The sequence below is a fragment of the Nocardia sp. PE-7 genome (assembly GCF_030486425.1).
In the GTDB taxonomy this organism is placed as follows: Bacteria; Actinomycetota; Actinomycetes; order Mycobacteriales; family Mycobacteriaceae; genus Nocardia; species Nocardia salmonicida_A.
Genome location: NZ_CP129614.1, coordinates 832,087 through 847,649 on the forward strand (window position 1 = coordinate 832,087; position 15,563 = coordinate 847,649).

Consider the following 15,563-nt stretch of genomic DNA (forward strand, 5'->3'; position numbering starts at 1 on the left):
GCGCTCAACGCAGTATTTTTCCGACCCCCGACATTCGAGACCACAGCGAGAGCAGGAACAACATGGCGGAGCTGACGATCTCCTCCGACGAGATCCGTAGCGCGATCGAGAGCTACACCCAGAGCTACACCCCGGAAACCTCCATCGAAGAAGTCGGCGTCGTGACCGATACCGGCGACGGTATCGCGCACGTCAGCGGCCTGCCTTCGGCGATGGCCAACGAGCTGCTCGAGTTCCCCGGTGGGGTACTCGGCGTCGCGCTGAACCTCGAGGACACCAACATCGGTGCCGTCATTCTCGGCGAGTACGCCTCGCTGGAAGAGGGCCAGCAGGTCCGTCGCACCGGCGACGTGCTCTCGGTCCCGGTGGGTGACAAGTTCCTCGGTCGCGTCGTCAACCCGCTCGGCCAGCCGATCGACGGCCTGGGCGAGATCGAGTCCGACGAGCGCCGCGTGCTGGAGCTGCAGGCCGCGTCCGTGCTGGAGCGTCAGCCGGTCGAAGAGCCGCTGGCCACCGGTATCACCGCGATCGACGCGCTGACGGCCATCGGCCGCGGCCAGCGTCAGCTGATCATCGGCGACCGCAAGACGGGCAAGACCGCCGTCGCGATCGACGCGATCCTGAACCAGAAGGCGAACTGGGAGACCGGCGACGCCGACAAGCAGGTTCGCTGCATCTACGTCGCGATCGGTCAGAAGGGCTCCACCATCGCGGGCGTCAAGACCGCGCTCGAGGAGCACGGCGCGATGGAGTACACCACCATCGTCGCGGCCCCGGCCTCCGACTCCGCCGGCTTCAAGTGGCTGGCTCCGTACACCGGTTCGGCCATCGGCCAGCACTGGATGTACCAGGGCAAGCACGTCCTCATCGTGTTCGACGACCTGACCAAGCAGGCCGAGGCGTACCGCGCCATCTCGCTGCTGCTGCGTCGTCCGCCGGGCCGCGAGGCGTACCCCGGTGACGTCTTCTACCTGCACTCCCGTCTGCTGGAGCGTTGCGCGAAGCTGTCCGACGAGATGGGCGCGGGCTCGATGACCGGTCTGCCGATCATCGAGACCAAGGCCAACGACGTCTCGGCGTTCATCCCGACCAACGTCATCTCCATCACCGACGGCCAGGTCTTCCTCGAGTCCGACCTGTTCAACAAGGGCGTCCGCCCGGCGATCAACGTCGGTACCTCGGTCTCCCGTGTCGGTGGCGCCGCCCAGACCAAGGCCATGAAGAAGGTCGCCGGTTCGCTGCGTCTGGAAATGGCGCAGTACCGCGAGCTGGAGGCGTTCTCCGCCTTCGCCTCCGACCTCGATGCCGCGTCGCTGGCGCAGCTCGAGCGTGGCGCCCGCTGGGTCGAGCTGCTCAAGCAGGACCAGTACTCCCCGGTCTCGGTCGAGGATCAGGTCGTCTCGATCTTCCTGGTCGACGCCGGCTACTACGAGTCGGTGCCCGTCGCCGACGTGCGTCGCTTCACCAACGAGCTGCTGGAGTACCTGCACGGTGCCACCCAGTCCTCGTTCGACGCGCTCGAGGGTGGCAAGAAGCCGCTCGCCGGCGAGGCCGCCGACGCGATCAAGGCCGAAACCGACAAGTTCAAGCAGGGCTTCCTCGATTCGGACGGCAATCGCATCGTGAACGAGGCTGCCGCAGGCGAGCTGGACCACGAAGAGGTCGAGTCGCTGTCGGTCACTCGCAAGCACGTCGACAAGTAAGCCGGGTCATGATGTCGGCAATTTCCGATCTGGCGAATGAAGGGAGTGTGAACCGCTAGTGGCAAGTTTGCGCGAATTGCGCTCCCGCATTCGTGGTGTGAATTCGATCAAGAAGATCACCAAGGCTCAGGAACTGATCGCGACCTCGCGAATTTCCAAGGCCCAGGCCAGGGTTGCGGCTGCCAAGCCGTACGCCGAGGAGATCACCAAGGTCCTCGGCGAACTGGCGAGCGCTTCGAAGAACCTGTCGCACCCGCTGCTGACCGAGCGTGCCAACGCTCGTCGGGCCGCTGTCCTGGTGATCACCAGTGACAGCGGTATGTGCGGTGGCTACAACTCGAACGTGCTCAAGCGTGCCGAGGAGCTCATGACCTCGCTGCGTGGCGACGGCAAGGAACCCGTTCTGTACGTGATGGGCAGTAAGGGCATCACGTACTACAAGTTCCGCAACCGTCCGTTCCAGGCATCGTGGGCAGGCTTCTCCCAGCAGCCCAAGTACACCGACGCGTCGGCCGCGTGCAAGCACCTGGTCGAGGCCTTCATGGCCGGCTCCGACGGCGAGGTCGCCTCGCTCGACGAAACCGGAACCATCGAGGGTGTCGACGAGCTGCACATCGTGTACACCAAGTTCGTGTCGATGCTGACCCAGAACCCGGAGGTGCGCCGTCTGGCGCCGATCCAGGTCAGCTACGTCGACGAGAACTACGAGCTCGGTGACGACATGATGTCGGACTCGCCGAACGCGGTGGCCACGGCACAGTACGAGTTCGAGCCGGACGCCGATGTGCTGCTCGGGGCTCTGCTGCCCAAGTACATCAACACGCGTATCTACGCATCGTTGCTCGAGGCAGCGGCATCCGAGTCCGCGGCTCGGCGCACCGCAATGAAGGCGGCGACCGATAACGCCAACGAGCTGGCCAATGTGCTCCAGCGCGAGGCGAACTCGGTGCGTCAGGCCCAGATCACGCAGGAAATCAGCGAAATCGTCGGCGGCGTCAACGCGCTGGCGTCGAGCTCGGACCGCGACTAAGTAGCGCAGGAAGAGAACCAATCTAATGACCGCAGCTGTCACTCAGGACAACGCGAAGAAGGCGGGCGAAACCGCTGGTCGCGTCGTCCGTGTCATCGGCCCCGTCGTGGACGTCGAGTTCCCGCGTGGCGCCATTCCCGAGCTGTTCAACGCTCTGAACTCCGACATCGAGCTCCCGTCGGTAGCCAAGACCCTCACCCTCGAGGTCGCTCAGCACCTCGGCGACAACATCGTGCGCACCATCTCGATGCAGCCGACCGACGGCCTGGTCCGTGGCGCGACTGTCACCGACACCGGCAAGCCGATCTCGGTGCCCGTCGGCGACATCGTCAAGGGCCACGTGTTCAACGCCCTCGGTGACTGCCTCGACACCCCCGGCCTCGGCCGGGACGGCGAGCAGTGGGGCATCCACCGTCAGCCGCCGAGCTTCGACCAGCTCGAGGGCAAGACCGAGATCCTCGAGACCGGCGTCAAGGTCATCGACCTGCTGACCCCGTACGTCAAGGGCGGCAAGATCGGTCTGTTCGGTGGTGCCGGTGTCGGCAAGACCGTTCTGATCCAGGAGATGATCACCCGTATCGCTCGCGAGTTCTCCGGCACCTCGGTGTTCGCGGGCGTCGGTGAGCGTACTCGTGAGGGCACCGACCTCCGTCTGGAAATGGAAGAGATGGGCGTCCTTCCGGACACCGCCCTCGTCTTCGGCCAGATGGACGAGCCGCCGGGCACGCGTATGCGCGTGGCCCTGTCGGCGCTGACCATGGCGGAGTACTTCCGCGATGTCCAGCACCAGGACGTGCTGCTCTTCATCGACAACATCTTCCGTTTCACCCAGGCCGGTTCCGAGGTCTCGACCCTGCTGGGTCGCATGCCTTCGGCCGTGGGTTACCAGCCGACGCTGGCGGACGAGATGGGTCAGCTCCAGGAGCGCATCACCTCGACCAAGGGTCGCTCGATCACCTCGCTGCAGGCGATCTACGTCCCCGCCGACGACTACACCGACCCGGCGCCGGCGACCACCTTCGCCCACCTGGATGCGACGACCGAGCTTTCGCGCCCGATCTCGCAGAAGGGCATCTACCCGGCCGTCGACCCGCTGACCTCGACCTCTCGTATCCTCGAGGCTTCGATCGTCGGCGAGCGCCACTTCCGGGTTGCCAACGAGGTCAAGCGGATCCTGCAGAAGTACAAGGAACTGCAGGACATCATCGCGATCCTCGGCATGGACGAGCTCTCCGAAGAGGACAAGGTCCTCGTCGGTCGCGCCCGTCGCCTGGAGAAGTTCCTCGGTCAGAACTTCATCGTCGCCGAGAAGTTCACCGGCCAGGTCGGCTCGGTCGTTCCGCTGGAACAGACCATCGACGACTTCGACCGTGTCTGCAAGGGCGAGTTCGACCACTACCCGGAGCAGGCGTTCAACTCCTGCGGTGGTCTCGACGACGTCGAGGCAGCCGCGAAGAAGATCCTCGGGAAGTAGTCCACTATGGCGGAGATGACAGTTGATCTCGTAGCTGTCGAGCGCAAGATCTGGTCCGGCCAGGCTTCGTTCGTCAGCGCGCAGACCACCGAAGGTCAGATCGGCATCATGGCAGGCCACGAGCCGCTGCTCGGTCAGCTCGTCGAGGGCGGCACGGTCTCCATCGTGTCGACCGACGGCGAGCGGATCGTCGCGGCGGTGCACGGCGGCTTCTTCTCGGTCACCGCCGACACCGTGCGTGTGCTGGCCGAGTCCGCGGATCTCGCGGGTGAGGTCGACGTCGACGCGGCGCGCAAGGTGCTCTCCGACGCGAGCGCCACCGAAGTGGAGCTGCGCGCGGCGCAGGGCCAGGTGCGCGCGGTCGAAGCGACCGTGACCGACTGATCGCAGTAGAACAACGCTCTGCCGGCGAGGAACTTCGGTTCCGCGCCGGCAGAGTTGTTTGCGCAGCGTTTTCGTGGGGATGAACGATCCGGCCGGAGCGCCCCGTGGCGGTCGTGATTGAATGGGGGAGCGGGGGTTTTGTGACACCGGCAAGAACGAAAGGGCGTACAGCATTGCAAACCGGGATGGTTCTCCTGATCATTCTGGTGCTGACGCTCGTGTTCGTAGCCGGTGCGTCGACATATCGCCTGGTGATGTTGCGCCGAGGGGGCACGGCCGCGCTACTACGCGCACTGCCCGCGCGCGGCGGTCACGGCTGGCGGCACGGGCTCATTCGCTACGACGAGGACTGCCTCGTCTTCTTCAAACTGACCAGCTTGAAATTCGGTCCTGACTCCACAGTGCATCGGCAGGGTCTCGAGATCGTCGAGCGTCGAGCGCCGCAGGGCGACGAATTCGACATCATGAGCGATGACATCGTGGTGGTAGCCGTCACCGATCCGCAGAGCAGTTTCGAGCTAGCGCTCGACCGCGGTTCGATGGCGGCTTTTCTGTCCTGGGTGGAGTCGCGACCGTCCGATCGCGCCCGCCGTACTCGTGGAGGCCCATCGTGAGCGTGCATCTGACCCGTATCTACACCCGTACGGGTGACGACGGCACGACCGGTCTCAGCGACTTCTCGCGCGTCGCCAAGAACGATCCACGACTGATCGCCTACGCCGACTGCGACGAAGCCAATGCCGCACTCGGTGTCGCCGTCGCCCTCGGTGCGCCCGAACCCGCTGTGCTGACGGTGCTGCGCCAGATCCAGAACGATCTGTTCGACGCGGGCGCCGACCTGTCCACCCCGGTTGTCGCCGAACCGAAGTACCCGCCGCTGCGCATCACCCAGCCCTATATCGACCGGCTCGAGAAGTGGTGCGACGAGTTCAACGACGGTCTGGCACCGCTGAATTCGTTCATTCTGCCCGGCGGCACGCCGTTGGCTGCGTTGTTGCACACAGCCCGCACCGTGGTGCGACGCGCCGAGCGATCCGCGTGGTCGGCCGTCGAAACGCATCCTGACGACACCAGTGTGCTGCCCGCGAAATACCTGAATCGACTCTCGGACCTGCTGTTCATCCTCAGCCGCGCCACCAATCCTTCCGGCGACGTGTTGTGGCAGCCCGGCGGCGGGCTGCCACGCTGAAAGCGACTCTCCGACGCGGAGAATCGGTCGGTTTCTTGTTCTTTCGTGGCAGGGGGGCGTGTCGTCGCGTGACGGTCGATAAGCTGGCGTGGTGAGCGAACGGTTTCTGGTCTCCGGCGGCAATCGACTCGTCGGCGAGGTCGCGGTCGGCGGCGCGAAGAACAGCGTGCTGAAGCTGATGGCTGCCTCGTTGCTGGCCGAGGGCACGACCACCATCACCAACTGCCCCGACATCCTCGATGTCCCCTTGATGGCGGAGGTGCTGCGCGGCCTCGGCTGCGACGTGACGATCTCCGACGACGTCGGCGGTGACAACTCGGTGGTAACCATCGATACCCCCGCCGAACCCAAGTACCACGCGGATTTCCCCGCGGTAACCCAGTTCCGCGCTTCGGTGTGTGTGCTCGGTCCGCTGATGGCGCGCTGCAAACGCGCCGTGGTGGCGCTGCCGGGTGGTGACGCCATCGGTTCGCGCCCTCTCGATATGCACCAGGCAGGGCTGCGTCTGCTCGGTGCGACCAGTGCGATCGAGCACGGTTGCGTCGTGGCGTCGGCCGAACAGCTGCAGGGCGCGCGGATCCGCCTCGACTTCCCGTCGGTGGGCGCGACCGAGAACATCCTGATGGCCGCGGTCCTGGCCGAGGGGGAGACGGTCATCGACAACGCCGCGCGCGAGCCCGACATCGTCGACCTGTGCACCATGCTCGTCCAGATGGGTGCGCAGATCGACGGTGCCGGTTCCTCCGTGCTCACCGTGCAGGGCGTCAAGAGCCTCTCGCCGACCACACACCGGGTGATCGGTGACCGCATCGTCGCCGCCACCTGGGGCATCGCCGCCGCGATGACCACCGGCGACGTCCGTGTCACCGGGGTCAACCCCAAGCACCTCGCCTTGGTGCTGGACAAGCTGCGCTCGGCCGGTGCGCGAATCTCCTACGAGCCCAACGGCTTCCGGGTCGTACAGGCCGAACGTCCGCGTGCGGTGAACTTCGCGACGCTGCCGTTCCCCGGTTTTCCGACCGACCTGCAACCGATGGCCATCGGCTTGGCCGCCATCGCCGACGGCACCTCGATGATCACCGAGAACGTCTTCGAGGCACGGTTCCGTTTCGTGGAGGAGATGATCCGGCTGGGCTCCGACGCCAGGACCGACGGTCACCATGCGGTGGTCCGTGGGATCCCGCGCCTGTCGAGTGCGCCGGTCTGGTCATCCGACATCCGCGCGGGAGCGGGCCTGGTCCTGGCCGGCCTCGTCGCCGATGGCGTCACCGAAGTGCACGACGTCTATCACATCGACCGCGGTTACCCGAGGTTCGTCGAGCAGATGCAGGCGCTCGGGGGACAGGTCGAACGGGTCGATGCGCCGAAATATGGCCTCTGACCAGCCGATTTGACTTCGTGTTTGTCGGCACGTAACTTTATTCGAGTCAGAGCGACACGGACACCGACTCAGCCGCCCAGCGGCCGGGACACGAGGTAGTACGATGAGCGCCTGACTGATTGCGTGTTCAGTGCGACTGGGATCGGATTTGCTTCCGGCTGGTTGTCTGAGCTAAGTTTGAACCCTTGCCTCACCGAAACCCCGACGACATGTTGTGGGTAGAAGTGTGTGCGTGTGTTCTTTGAGAACTCAATAGTGTGTCGATGAATGTCAGTGCCAATAATTATTATTGGTTCCAATCTTTCATGTACCCCCCGGTCGTGGGAGGTTGGACATTGAACAACAGCGAACTTTTTTGCTGGTGTTCGCATTTGCTAGGTTTTCGGACTCTAGTTAGATATTTCTGATTTGCTCCTTCGGGAGTGAGTTGAGAGTCTTCAACGGAGAGTTTGATTCTGGCTCAGGACGAACGCTAGCGGCGTGCTTAACACATGCAAGTCGAGCGGTAAGGCCCTTCGGGGTACACGAGCGGCGAACGGGTGAGTAACACGTGGGTGATCTACCTTGCACTTCGGGATAAGCCTGGGAAACTGGGTCTAATACCGGATATGACCTGAGGTTGCATGACTTCGGGTGGAAAGATTTATCGGTGCGAGATGGGCCCGCGGCCTATCAGCTTGTTGGTGAGGTAACGGCTCACCAAGGCGACGACGGGTAGCCGACCTGAGAGGGTGACCGGCCACACTGGGACTGAGACACGGCCCAGACTCCTACGGGAGGCAGCAGTGGGGAATATTGCACAATGGGCGCAAGCCTGATGCAGCGACGCCGCGTGCGGGATGACGGCCTTCGGGTTGTAAACCGCTTTTGACAGGGACGAAGCGCAAGTGACTGTACCTGTAGAATAAGGACCGGCCAACTACGTGCCAGCAGCCGCGGTAATACGTAGGGTCCGAGCGTTGTCCGGAATTACTGGGCGTAAAGAGCTTGTAGGCGGTTCGTCGCGTCGTTTGTGAAAACTTGGGGCTCAACCTTAAGCTTGCAGGCGATACGGGCGGACTAGAGTACTTCAGGGGAGACTGGAATTCCTGGTGTAGCGGTGAAATGCGCAGATATCAGGAGGAACACCGGTGGCGAAGGCGGGTCTCTGGGAAGTAACTGACGCTGAGAAGCGAAAGCATGGGTAGCAAACAGGATTAGATACCCTGGTAGTCCATGCCGTAAACGGTGGGTACTAGGTGTGGGGCTCCTTCCACGGACTCCGTGCCGTAGCTAACGCATTAAGTACCCCGCCTGGGGAGTACGGCCGCAAGGCTAAAACTCAAAGAAATTGACGGGGGCCCGCACAAGCGGCGGAGCATGTGGATTAATTCGATGCAACGCGAAGAACCTTACCTGGGTTTGACATACACCGGAAACCTGCAGAGATGTAGGCCCCCTTGTGGTCGGTGTACAGGTGGTGCATGGCTGTCGTCAGCTCGTGTCGTGAGATGTTGGGTTAAGTCCCGCAACGAGCGCAACCCTTATCTTATGTTGCCAGCGCGTAATGGCGGGGACTCGTGAGAGACTGCCGGGGTCAACTCGGAGGAAGGTGGGGACGACGTCAAGTCATCATGCCCCTTATGTCCAGGGCTTCACACATGCTACAATGGCCGGTACAGAGGGCTGCGATACCGCGAGGTGGAGCGAATCCCTTAAAGCCGGTCTCAGTTCGGATCGGGGTCTGCAACTCGACCCCGTGAAGTTGGAGTCGCTAGTAATCGCAGATCAGCAACGCTGCGGTGAATACGTTCCCGGGCCTTGTACACACCGCCCGTCACGTCATGAAAGTCGGTAACACCCGAAGCCGGTGGCCTAACCCTTGTGGAGGGAGCCGTCGAAGGTGGGATCGGCGATTGGGACGAAGTCGTAACAAGGTAGCCGTACCGGAAGGTGCGGCTGGATCACCTCCTTTCTAAGGAGCAATTCTCCAGTGAGTGTCTCGAAGAGTCGAGATCGCTGCTGGCAGAGACAGTTTCGGACCCATTCGTGGTCCGGCTGGAGCTCATGGGTGGAACGCTGACAACTTTCATCGCATACGGATGGTCCTCAGTGATCATTCGCGATGGGTATACCGACACACTATTGGGTCCTGAAAGAACACGCGAAGTGTTTTTTCATGGCAAAACAAACGATCTGGAGAGATCTTCCTAGATACCGCCGGCGGTAACGCCGAGTTGGTCCGGGTATGAGGTCACTTCGGGTGTGTTGTTTGAGAACTGCACAGTGGACGCGAGCATCTTTGTTAGTAAGTGTTTAAGAGCGTACGGTGGATGCCTTGGCACCAGGAGCCGATGAAGGACGTAGGAGGCTGCGATAAGCCTCGGGGAGCTGTCAACCGAGCTGAGATCCGAGGATTTCCGAATGGGGAAACCCAGCACGAGTGATGTCGTGTTACCCGCATCTGAATATATAGGGTGTGTGGAGGGAACGTGGGGAAGTGAAACATCTCAGTACCCACAGGAAGAGAAAACAACAGTGATTCCGTGAGTAGTGGCGAGCGAAAGCGGATGAGGCTAAACCAGTTAGATGTGATAGACGGCAGTCGTTGTCTAGCTGGGGTAGTGGGAACATTCTTCTCTGATCTGCCGATCAGGGCAACAGTAAGAAACCAAGTGGTTAGTTGAAGTGGTCTGGAACGGCCTGCCATAGACGGTGATAGTCCGGTAAACGAAAACTTCTTGGCTGTTGTGGATGTCTCCCGAGTAGCAGCGGGCCCGTGAAATCTGCTGTGAATCTGCCGGGACCACCCGGTAAGCCTGAATACTCCCTGGTGACCGATAGCGGACTAGTACCGTGAGGGAAAGGTGAAAAGTACCCCGGGAGGGGAGTGAAATAGTACCTGAAACCGTGCGCTTACAATCCGTCAAAGCCTTCCATCTTCGGATGTGTGGGGTGATGGCGTGCCTTTTGAAGAATGAGCCTGCGAGTCATCGGTGTGTGGCGAGGTTAACCCGTCGAGGGGTAGCCGTAGCGAAAGCGAGTCTGAATAGGGCGAAACTTTAGTCGCACATTATGGACCCGAAGCGGAGTGATCTACCCATGGCCAGGGTGAAGCGACGGTAAGACGTCGTGGAGGCCCGAACCCACTTAGGTTGAAAACTGAGGGGATGAGCTGTGGGTAGGGGTGAAAGGCCAATCAAACTCCGTGATAGCTGGTTCTCCCCGAAATGCATTTAGGTGCAGCGTCACGTGTTTCACATCGGAGGTAGAGCTACTGGATGGCCTAGGGGGCCTACAAGCTTACCGAAGTCAGCCAAACTCCGAATGCCGGTGTGTGAGAGCGTGGCAGTGAGACTGCGGGGGATAAGCTTCGTAGTCGAGAGGGAAACAGCCCAGATCGCCGGCTAAGGCCCCTAAGCGTGTACTAAGTGGAAAAGGATGTGGGGTCGCTTAGACAACCAGGAGGTTGGCTTAGAAGCAGCCACCCTTGAAAGAGTGCGTAATAGCTCACTGGTCAAGTGATCCTGCGCCGACAATGTAGCGGGGCTCAAGTACACCGCCGAAGCCGCGGCATTTCAGCAATAGCCCGTCCAATCCTTTGGGGTTGGGCCAGGTGCTGGGATGGGTAGGGGAGCGTCCTGTGGCCGTGGAAGCAGCAGTGTGAACTAGCTGTGGAGGCCACGGGAGTGAGAATGCAGGCATGAGTAGCGAAAGACGAGTGAGAAACTCGTCCGCCGAATGACCAAGGGTTCCTGGGCCAGGTTAATCCGCCCAGGGTGAGTCGGGACCTAAGGCGAGGCCGACAGGCGTAGTCGATGGACAACGGGTTGATATTCCCGTACCCGTGTATCCGCGCCCAATGCTGAATCAGTGGTACTAACTGTCCAAATGTTGTCTTATCGAGCCTTCGGGCGAGAGGGATGACGGCTGCACAGGACCTTCGCTGTAGTAGGTAAGCGATGGGGTGACGCAGGAAGGTAGCTGGGCCAGGTGATGGAAGTCCTGGTGTAAGCCTGTAGGGCGTTGTGTAGGCAAATCCGCACAGCATATAGCCTGAGAGGTGATGCGTACCCGTTGAGGGGAATTCAGTGATCCTATGCTGCCGAGAAAAGCCTCTAGCGAGCTGGTACACGGCCCGTACCCCAAACCGACACAGGTGGTCAGGTAGAGAATACTAAGGCGATCGAGAGAACTGTGGTTAAGGAACTCGGCAAAATGCCCCCGTAACTTCGGGAGAAGGGGGACCACGCCCGGTGATAACCCTTGCGGTTGGAGCTGGGTGGGGTCGCAGAGACCAGAGAGAAGCGACTGTTTACTAAAAACACAGGTCCGTGCGAAGTCGTAAGACGATGTATACGGACTGACGCCTGCCCGGTGCCGGAAGGTTAAGAGGACCGGTTAGCGGATTTATCCGCGAAGCTGAGAATTTAAGCCCCGGTAAACGGCGGTGGTAACTATAACCATCCTAAGGTAGCGAAATTCCTTGTCGGGTAAGTTCCGACCTGCACGAATGGCGTAACGACTTCTCTGCTGTCTCAACCACAGACTCGGCGAAATTGCATTACGAGTAAAGATGCTCGTTACGCGCGGCAGGACGAAAAGACCCCGGGACCTTCACTATAGCTTGGTATTGGTGTTCGGTACGGTTTGTGTAGGATAGGTGGGAGACTGTGAAGCGGGCACGCTAGTGTTTGTGGAGTCGTCGTTGAAATACCACTCTGATCGTATTGGACTTCTAACCTCGGACCATGATCTGGTTCAGGGACAGTGCCTGGTGGGTAGTTTAACTGGGGCGGTTGCCTCCCAAAATGTAACGGAGGCGCCCAAAGGTTCCCTCAGCCTGGTTGGCAATCAGGTGTTGAGTGCAAGTGCACAAGGGAGCTTGACTGTGAGACTGACAGGTCGAGCAGGGACGAAAGTCGGGACTAGTGATCCGGCACCGGCAAGTGGAAGCGGTGTCGCTCAACGGATAAAAGGTACCCCGGGGATAACAGGCTGATCTTCCCCAAGAGTCCATATCGACGGGATGGTTTGGCACCTCGATGTCGGCTCGTCGCATCCTGGGGCTGGAGTAGGTCCCAAGGGTTGGGCTGTTCGCCCATTAAAGCGGCACGCGAGCTGGGTTTAGAACGTCGTGAGACAGTTCGGTCTCTATCCGCCGCGCGCGTAAGAAACTTGAGGAAGGCTGTCCCTAGTACGAGAGGACCGGGACGGACGAACCTCTGGTGTGCCAGTTGTTCCGCCAGGAGCACTGCTGGTTGGCTACGTTCGGAAGGGATAACCGCTGAAAGCATCTAAGCGGGAAGCCTGTTCCAAGATGAGGTTTCTCTCCCACTTGATGGGTTAAGGCCCCCTACAGACCATGGGGTTGATAGGCCAGAATTGGAAGCCAGGTAACTGGTGTAGGTGACTGGTACTAATAGGCCGAGGGCTTACTACAAAGGTGTTACGCGTCCACTGTGCGGTTTCTGAAACAACAGACACTGCAGCAAACCCCGTAGGGGGAGCGCTGTCTGGTTTCATAGAGTTACGGTAGTTATAGCGGTGGGGAAACGCCCGGTCCCATTCCGAACCCGGAAGCTAAGGCCACCTGCGCCGATGGTACTGCACTCGACAGGGTGTGGGAGAGTAGGACACTGCCGGAACATCATTGCGAAAGGCCCTCCAACTTCGGTTGGAGGGCCTTTTTGCGTTCCCAGGGCAGTCGCCTACAGTGCTTGGGTGCGCCTCGTCATTGCTCGTTGCCAGGTCGACTACGTCGGTCGACTGACCGCCCACCTCCCGATGGCTCGTCGGCTGTTGTTGATCAAGGCCGACGGGTCGGTGCTCGTGCACTCCGACGGCGGCTCCTACAAGCCGCTGAACTGGATGAGTCCGCCGTGCTGGCTGGTCGAACAGGACGTGCCGGACGCGATGCGTGCCGAGCTGCCCGACGGCGTCACGCCGCTGCGGGAGGGCCAGGAACCGGAGCCGGTGACCGCGAAGGCGCTGTGGGTGGTGACGAACAAGGCCGGCGAGGAACTGCGGATCACCATCGAGGAGATCGAGCACGATTCCTCACACGAGCTCGGCATCGATCCCGGCCTGGTGAAGGACGGCGTCGAAGCCCATCTGCAGGAGTTGCTCGCCGAGCACGTGACGAAGCTCGGGGAGGGGTACACCCTGGTGCGGCGCGAGTACATGACCGCGATCGGCCCGGTGGACCTGCTGTGCCGCGACGCCGACGGCGCCACGGTGGCGGTGGAGATCAAGCGGCGCGGTGACATCGACGGTGTCGAGCAGCTCACCCGCTACCTCGAGCTGCTCAACCGCGACCCGCTGCTGGCCCCGGTGGTCGGAGTGTTCGCGGCGCAGCAGATCAAGCCGCAGGCGAAGACGCTGGCCGAGTACCGTGGAATCCGCTGCCTCACGCTCGATTACGACGAGCTACGTGGCACGGAGAGCAACGTTTTCCGCCTCTTCTAGGAGGGAAGTGGGATGCCGCGACGTAAACCACGCACCGGACGTCCTACGGGCCCCGCACCGCTCGGTGACGTGTACGGCCGGACCGAGGACGGGCCGGGCGACGAAACCTATATCGTGCGAACGGTTCCCGGCGCCCGCGCGGTGAAGACCTATCGGTGCCCCGGCTGCGACCACGAGATCGCCGTCGGCGTCGCCCATATCGTCGCCTGGGCCGCCGAGGGCGGCGAGGACGACCGCAGACACTGGCACCAGGGTTGCTGGAACGGCCGACGCACCCGCGGCATCACCCGCCGCTGGTCCTGACCGACAGACAACGAAAACCGAAGGCCGCCTCGTCGATTCGAGGCGGCCTTCGGTTTTCCAGGTGAATGTCGTTACGAGTCCGACAGACTGATCAGTTGACGTCGGCGCTCTCGCGGTCCTCGTCGACGATGTCCTCGTCGGCGACCTCCGGGATGGCCTTGTTCTGGCGCGAGCTCGCAACGGACTTGTTGCCGTTGTTGTTGCTGATCGACTTGCGCTCGGGGGTGCCGTCGAGCAGTTCGCTCTCGCGGTTGACCGCGGCGAGCATGGCGGGCACGGAGTCGAGCTGACCGCGAATTCCGAGCAGCTGGGCGAGCACCCGGCCGCGCAGCACGCGCATCTCCTCGGCCAGTTCCTTCGCGTGCGCGATCTTGCGCTCGGAGGTCTGGGTGGCGGAGCTGATCAGGCGGTTGGACTCATCGGTCGCATCCTTGATCCGCTGGGCGGCCTCGGCGCGACTGGTGGCCTCGAGCTCCTCCATGGCACGGGTCAGCTTGGTGCGCCGATCGTTCATGGTGGCCTCGAAGTCCTGCTGGGTGGCCTTGCGCTTGGCCTCGGCCTCCTTGCCGAGACGTTCCACATCGGCCTGTGCGGCCTCGATGATCTTGGCGGACTCGGTGCGCGCGTTCGCGAGGGTCTGCTCGAACTCGATCTCGAGCGCCTCGCGCTTCTCCTTGGTCTCCGCGAGCAGCGACTCGTACTTGCCACGCATCTCGGTGGCCTGCTGCTCGGCGATCGACACCATCTCGGCGGCTTCGGCCTGCGCAAGCGCGCGGACCTCGGACGCTTCGTCCGAGGCCAGGCGCAGCATGCGCGAGATGCGGTCGGACATGCCTTCGGCGGTGGTCGGCGGCACGGAAAGCCGGTCGACCTCCTTGCGGAGCTCATCGATCTCGTCACGCGCATCTTCCAGCTGGCTGGCGAGATTGCGGGCCTGCGCGGCGGCAGCATCCCGGTCGGTGGCGGTGACGCGGAGCTCAGCGTCGAAGCGGTCGAAGTAGTTGCGCACCTCGTCTTGCGCATAACCCTTGCGCACAACGGTGAAGGGCAGTGCAACGAAGCGATTGCGATCGGACTCAGGTGACGACATGGCACACAAAATACAGCCTCGAGCGAGCCTATGGAGACTCGACCGTGATTGTGATCTCGCCGAGATTTACCGACAGTACCGCCGTACTAGTGCGTAACGTCCGGGTTCGGCTCCACGAGCTCGACCAGCACACCGCCAGCATCCTTCGGATGGATGAAATTGATGCGGGAATCGGCGGTCCCGTGACGGGGGGCTTCGTACAGCAAACGCACGCCGCGTCCGCGTAGGAAGTCCGAAACCGCTTCGATATCGGTGACCCGGTAGGCCAGCTGCTGCAGTCCGGGGCCGCTGCGGTCGATGAACTTGGCGATGGTCGACTCGGCGGTGAGCGGGGCAAGCAACTGTAGGGCGGTCGCGCGGTCCGCGGCGGCGGGGCACGACAGCATGGCCTCGACGACGCCCTGGGCCTCGTTCACCTCGCGGTGGGTCTCGACCATGCCGAGGTTGTCGGTGTACCAGGCCACGGCGATGTCGAGGTCGGGCACGGCGATGCCCACGTGGTCGACGGCGATGACGTAGTCGGCGGGGATGAAGTTCTCATTGGTCACCCTACGAAGCTAGC

Annotated in this window: 11 protein-coding genes and 3 rRNA genes; 12 read left to right on the top strand and 2 right to left on the bottom strand. The window is 62.0% G+C overall.

What is annotated here, in order from left to right:
* The first annotated feature begins 62 nt into the window (after positions 1-62).
* From atpA to QX204_RS03880, 12 genes are all read left to right on the top strand, one after another.
* A complete protein-coding gene (gene atpA / locus QX204_RS03825) occupies positions 63-1,703 on the top strand; it encodes a F0F1 ATP synthase subunit alpha (protein ID WP_301905196.1) in 1,641 nt (546 codons plus the stop codon).
* 58 nt (positions 1,704-1,761) lie between these two features.
* The gene (locus QX204_RS03830; RefSeq protein WP_301905197.1) at positions 1,762-2,733 is read left to right on the top strand and encodes a F0F1 ATP synthase subunit gamma; all 972 of its coding nucleotides are present in this window, start codon (positions 1,762-1,764) and stop codon (positions 2,731-2,733) included.
* A 25-nt stretch (positions 2,734-2,758) separates the two neighbouring features.
* The gene (gene atpD / locus QX204_RS03835) at positions 2,759-4,207 is read left to right on the top strand and encodes a F0F1 ATP synthase subunit beta (RefSeq protein ID WP_056817894.1); all 1,449 of its coding nucleotides are present in this window, start codon (positions 2,759-2,761) and stop codon (positions 4,205-4,207) included.
* Between the two features lie 6 nt (positions 4,208-4,213).
* On the top strand, positions 4,214-4,591 hold the full coding sequence (locus tag QX204_RS03840) for a F0F1 ATP synthase subunit epsilon (RefSeq protein ID WP_056817892.1): 378 nt from the start codon (positions 4,214-4,216) through the stop codon (positions 4,589-4,591).
* A 185-nt stretch (positions 4,592-4,776) separates the two neighbouring features.
* Entirely contained in the window at positions 4,777-5,205 is a 429-nt protein-coding gene (locus QX204_RS03845) for a DUF2550 domain-containing protein (RefSeq protein WP_301907900.1), read from the top strand.
* The gene (locus tag QX204_RS03850) at positions 5,202-5,780 is read left to right on the top strand and encodes a cob(I)yrinic acid a,c-diamide adenosyltransferase (protein ID WP_062984468.1); all 579 of its coding nucleotides are present in this window, start codon (positions 5,202-5,204) and stop codon (positions 5,778-5,780) included. The genes QX204_RS03845 and QX204_RS03850 overlap by 4 nt, the downstream gene beginning before the upstream one ends.
* Before the next feature lie 91 nt (positions 5,781-5,871).
* Positions 5,872-7,161, top strand: coding sequence for a UDP-N-acetylglucosamine 1-carboxyvinyltransferase (gene murA, locus QX204_RS03855; RefSeq protein ID WP_301905198.1), 1,290 nt, complete (start codon positions 5,872-5,874; stop codon positions 7,159-7,161).
* Positions 7,162-7,598: 437 nt separating this feature from the next.
* Positions 7,599-9,115: ribosomal RNA gene (locus tag QX204_RS03860) — 16S ribosomal RNA — on the top strand.
* A gap of 331 nt (positions 9,116-9,446) precedes the next feature.
* A 23S ribosomal RNA gene (locus tag QX204_RS03865) occupies positions 9,447-12,583 on the top strand.
* A gap of 88 nt (positions 12,584-12,671) precedes the next feature.
* Positions 12,672-12,788 (top strand): 5S ribosomal RNA (gene rrf / locus QX204_RS03870).
* Together the 16S, 23S and 5S rRNA genes form the textbook arrangement of a ribosomal RNA operon.
* A 76-nt stretch (positions 12,789-12,864) precedes the next feature.
* Complete coding sequence (gene nucS / locus QX204_RS03875) at positions 12,865-13,608, top strand: endonuclease NucS (protein WP_301905199.1); 744 nt, start codon at positions 12,865-12,867, stop codon at positions 13,606-13,608.
* Positions 13,609-13,620: 12 nt separating this feature from the next.
* Entirely contained in the window at positions 13,621-13,911 is a 291-nt protein-coding gene (locus QX204_RS03880) for an Rv1322 family protein (RefSeq protein ID WP_194830080.1), read from the top strand.
* Positions 13,912-14,002: 91 nt separating this feature from the next.
* Here the strand turns inward: QX204_RS03880 and QX204_RS03885 are convergent, their stop codons facing one another.
* Entirely contained in the window at positions 14,003-15,001 is a 999-nt protein-coding gene (locus QX204_RS03885) for a coiled-coil domain-containing protein (protein ID WP_301905200.1), read from the bottom strand.
* Positions 15,002-15,087: 86 nt separating this feature from the next.
* A complete protein-coding gene (gene mce, locus QX204_RS03890; RefSeq protein WP_194830079.1) occupies positions 15,088-15,549 on the bottom strand; it encodes a methylmalonyl-CoA epimerase in 462 nt (153 codons plus the stop codon).
* Positions 15,550-15,563 lie beyond the last annotated feature (14 nt).

Bases quoted from the DNA above. Each gene is read 5' to 3' on its own strand.
- atpA (WP_301905196.1), top strand. From the start codon at position 63: ATGGCGGAGCTGACGATCTCCTCCGACGAGATCCGTAGCGCGATCGAG.
- atpD (WP_056817894.1), top strand. From the start codon at position 2,759: ATGACCGCAGCTGTCACTCAGGACAACGCGAAGAAGGCGGGCGAAACC.
- QX204_RS03840 (WP_056817892.1), top strand. From the start codon at position 4,214: ATGGCGGAGATGACAGTTGATCTCGTAGCTGTCGAGCGCAAGATCTGG.
- QX204_RS03845 (WP_301907900.1), top strand. From the start codon at position 4,777: ATGGTTCTCCTGATCATTCTGGTGCTGACGCTCGTGTTCGTAGCCGGT.
- QX204_RS03880 (WP_194830080.1), top strand. From the start codon at position 13,621: ATGCCGCGACGTAAACCACGCACCGGACGTCCTACGGGCCCCGCACCG.
- QX204_RS03885 (WP_301905200.1), bottom strand. From the start codon at position 15,001: ATGTCGTCACCTGAGTCCGATCGCAATCGCTTCGTTGCACTGCCCTTC.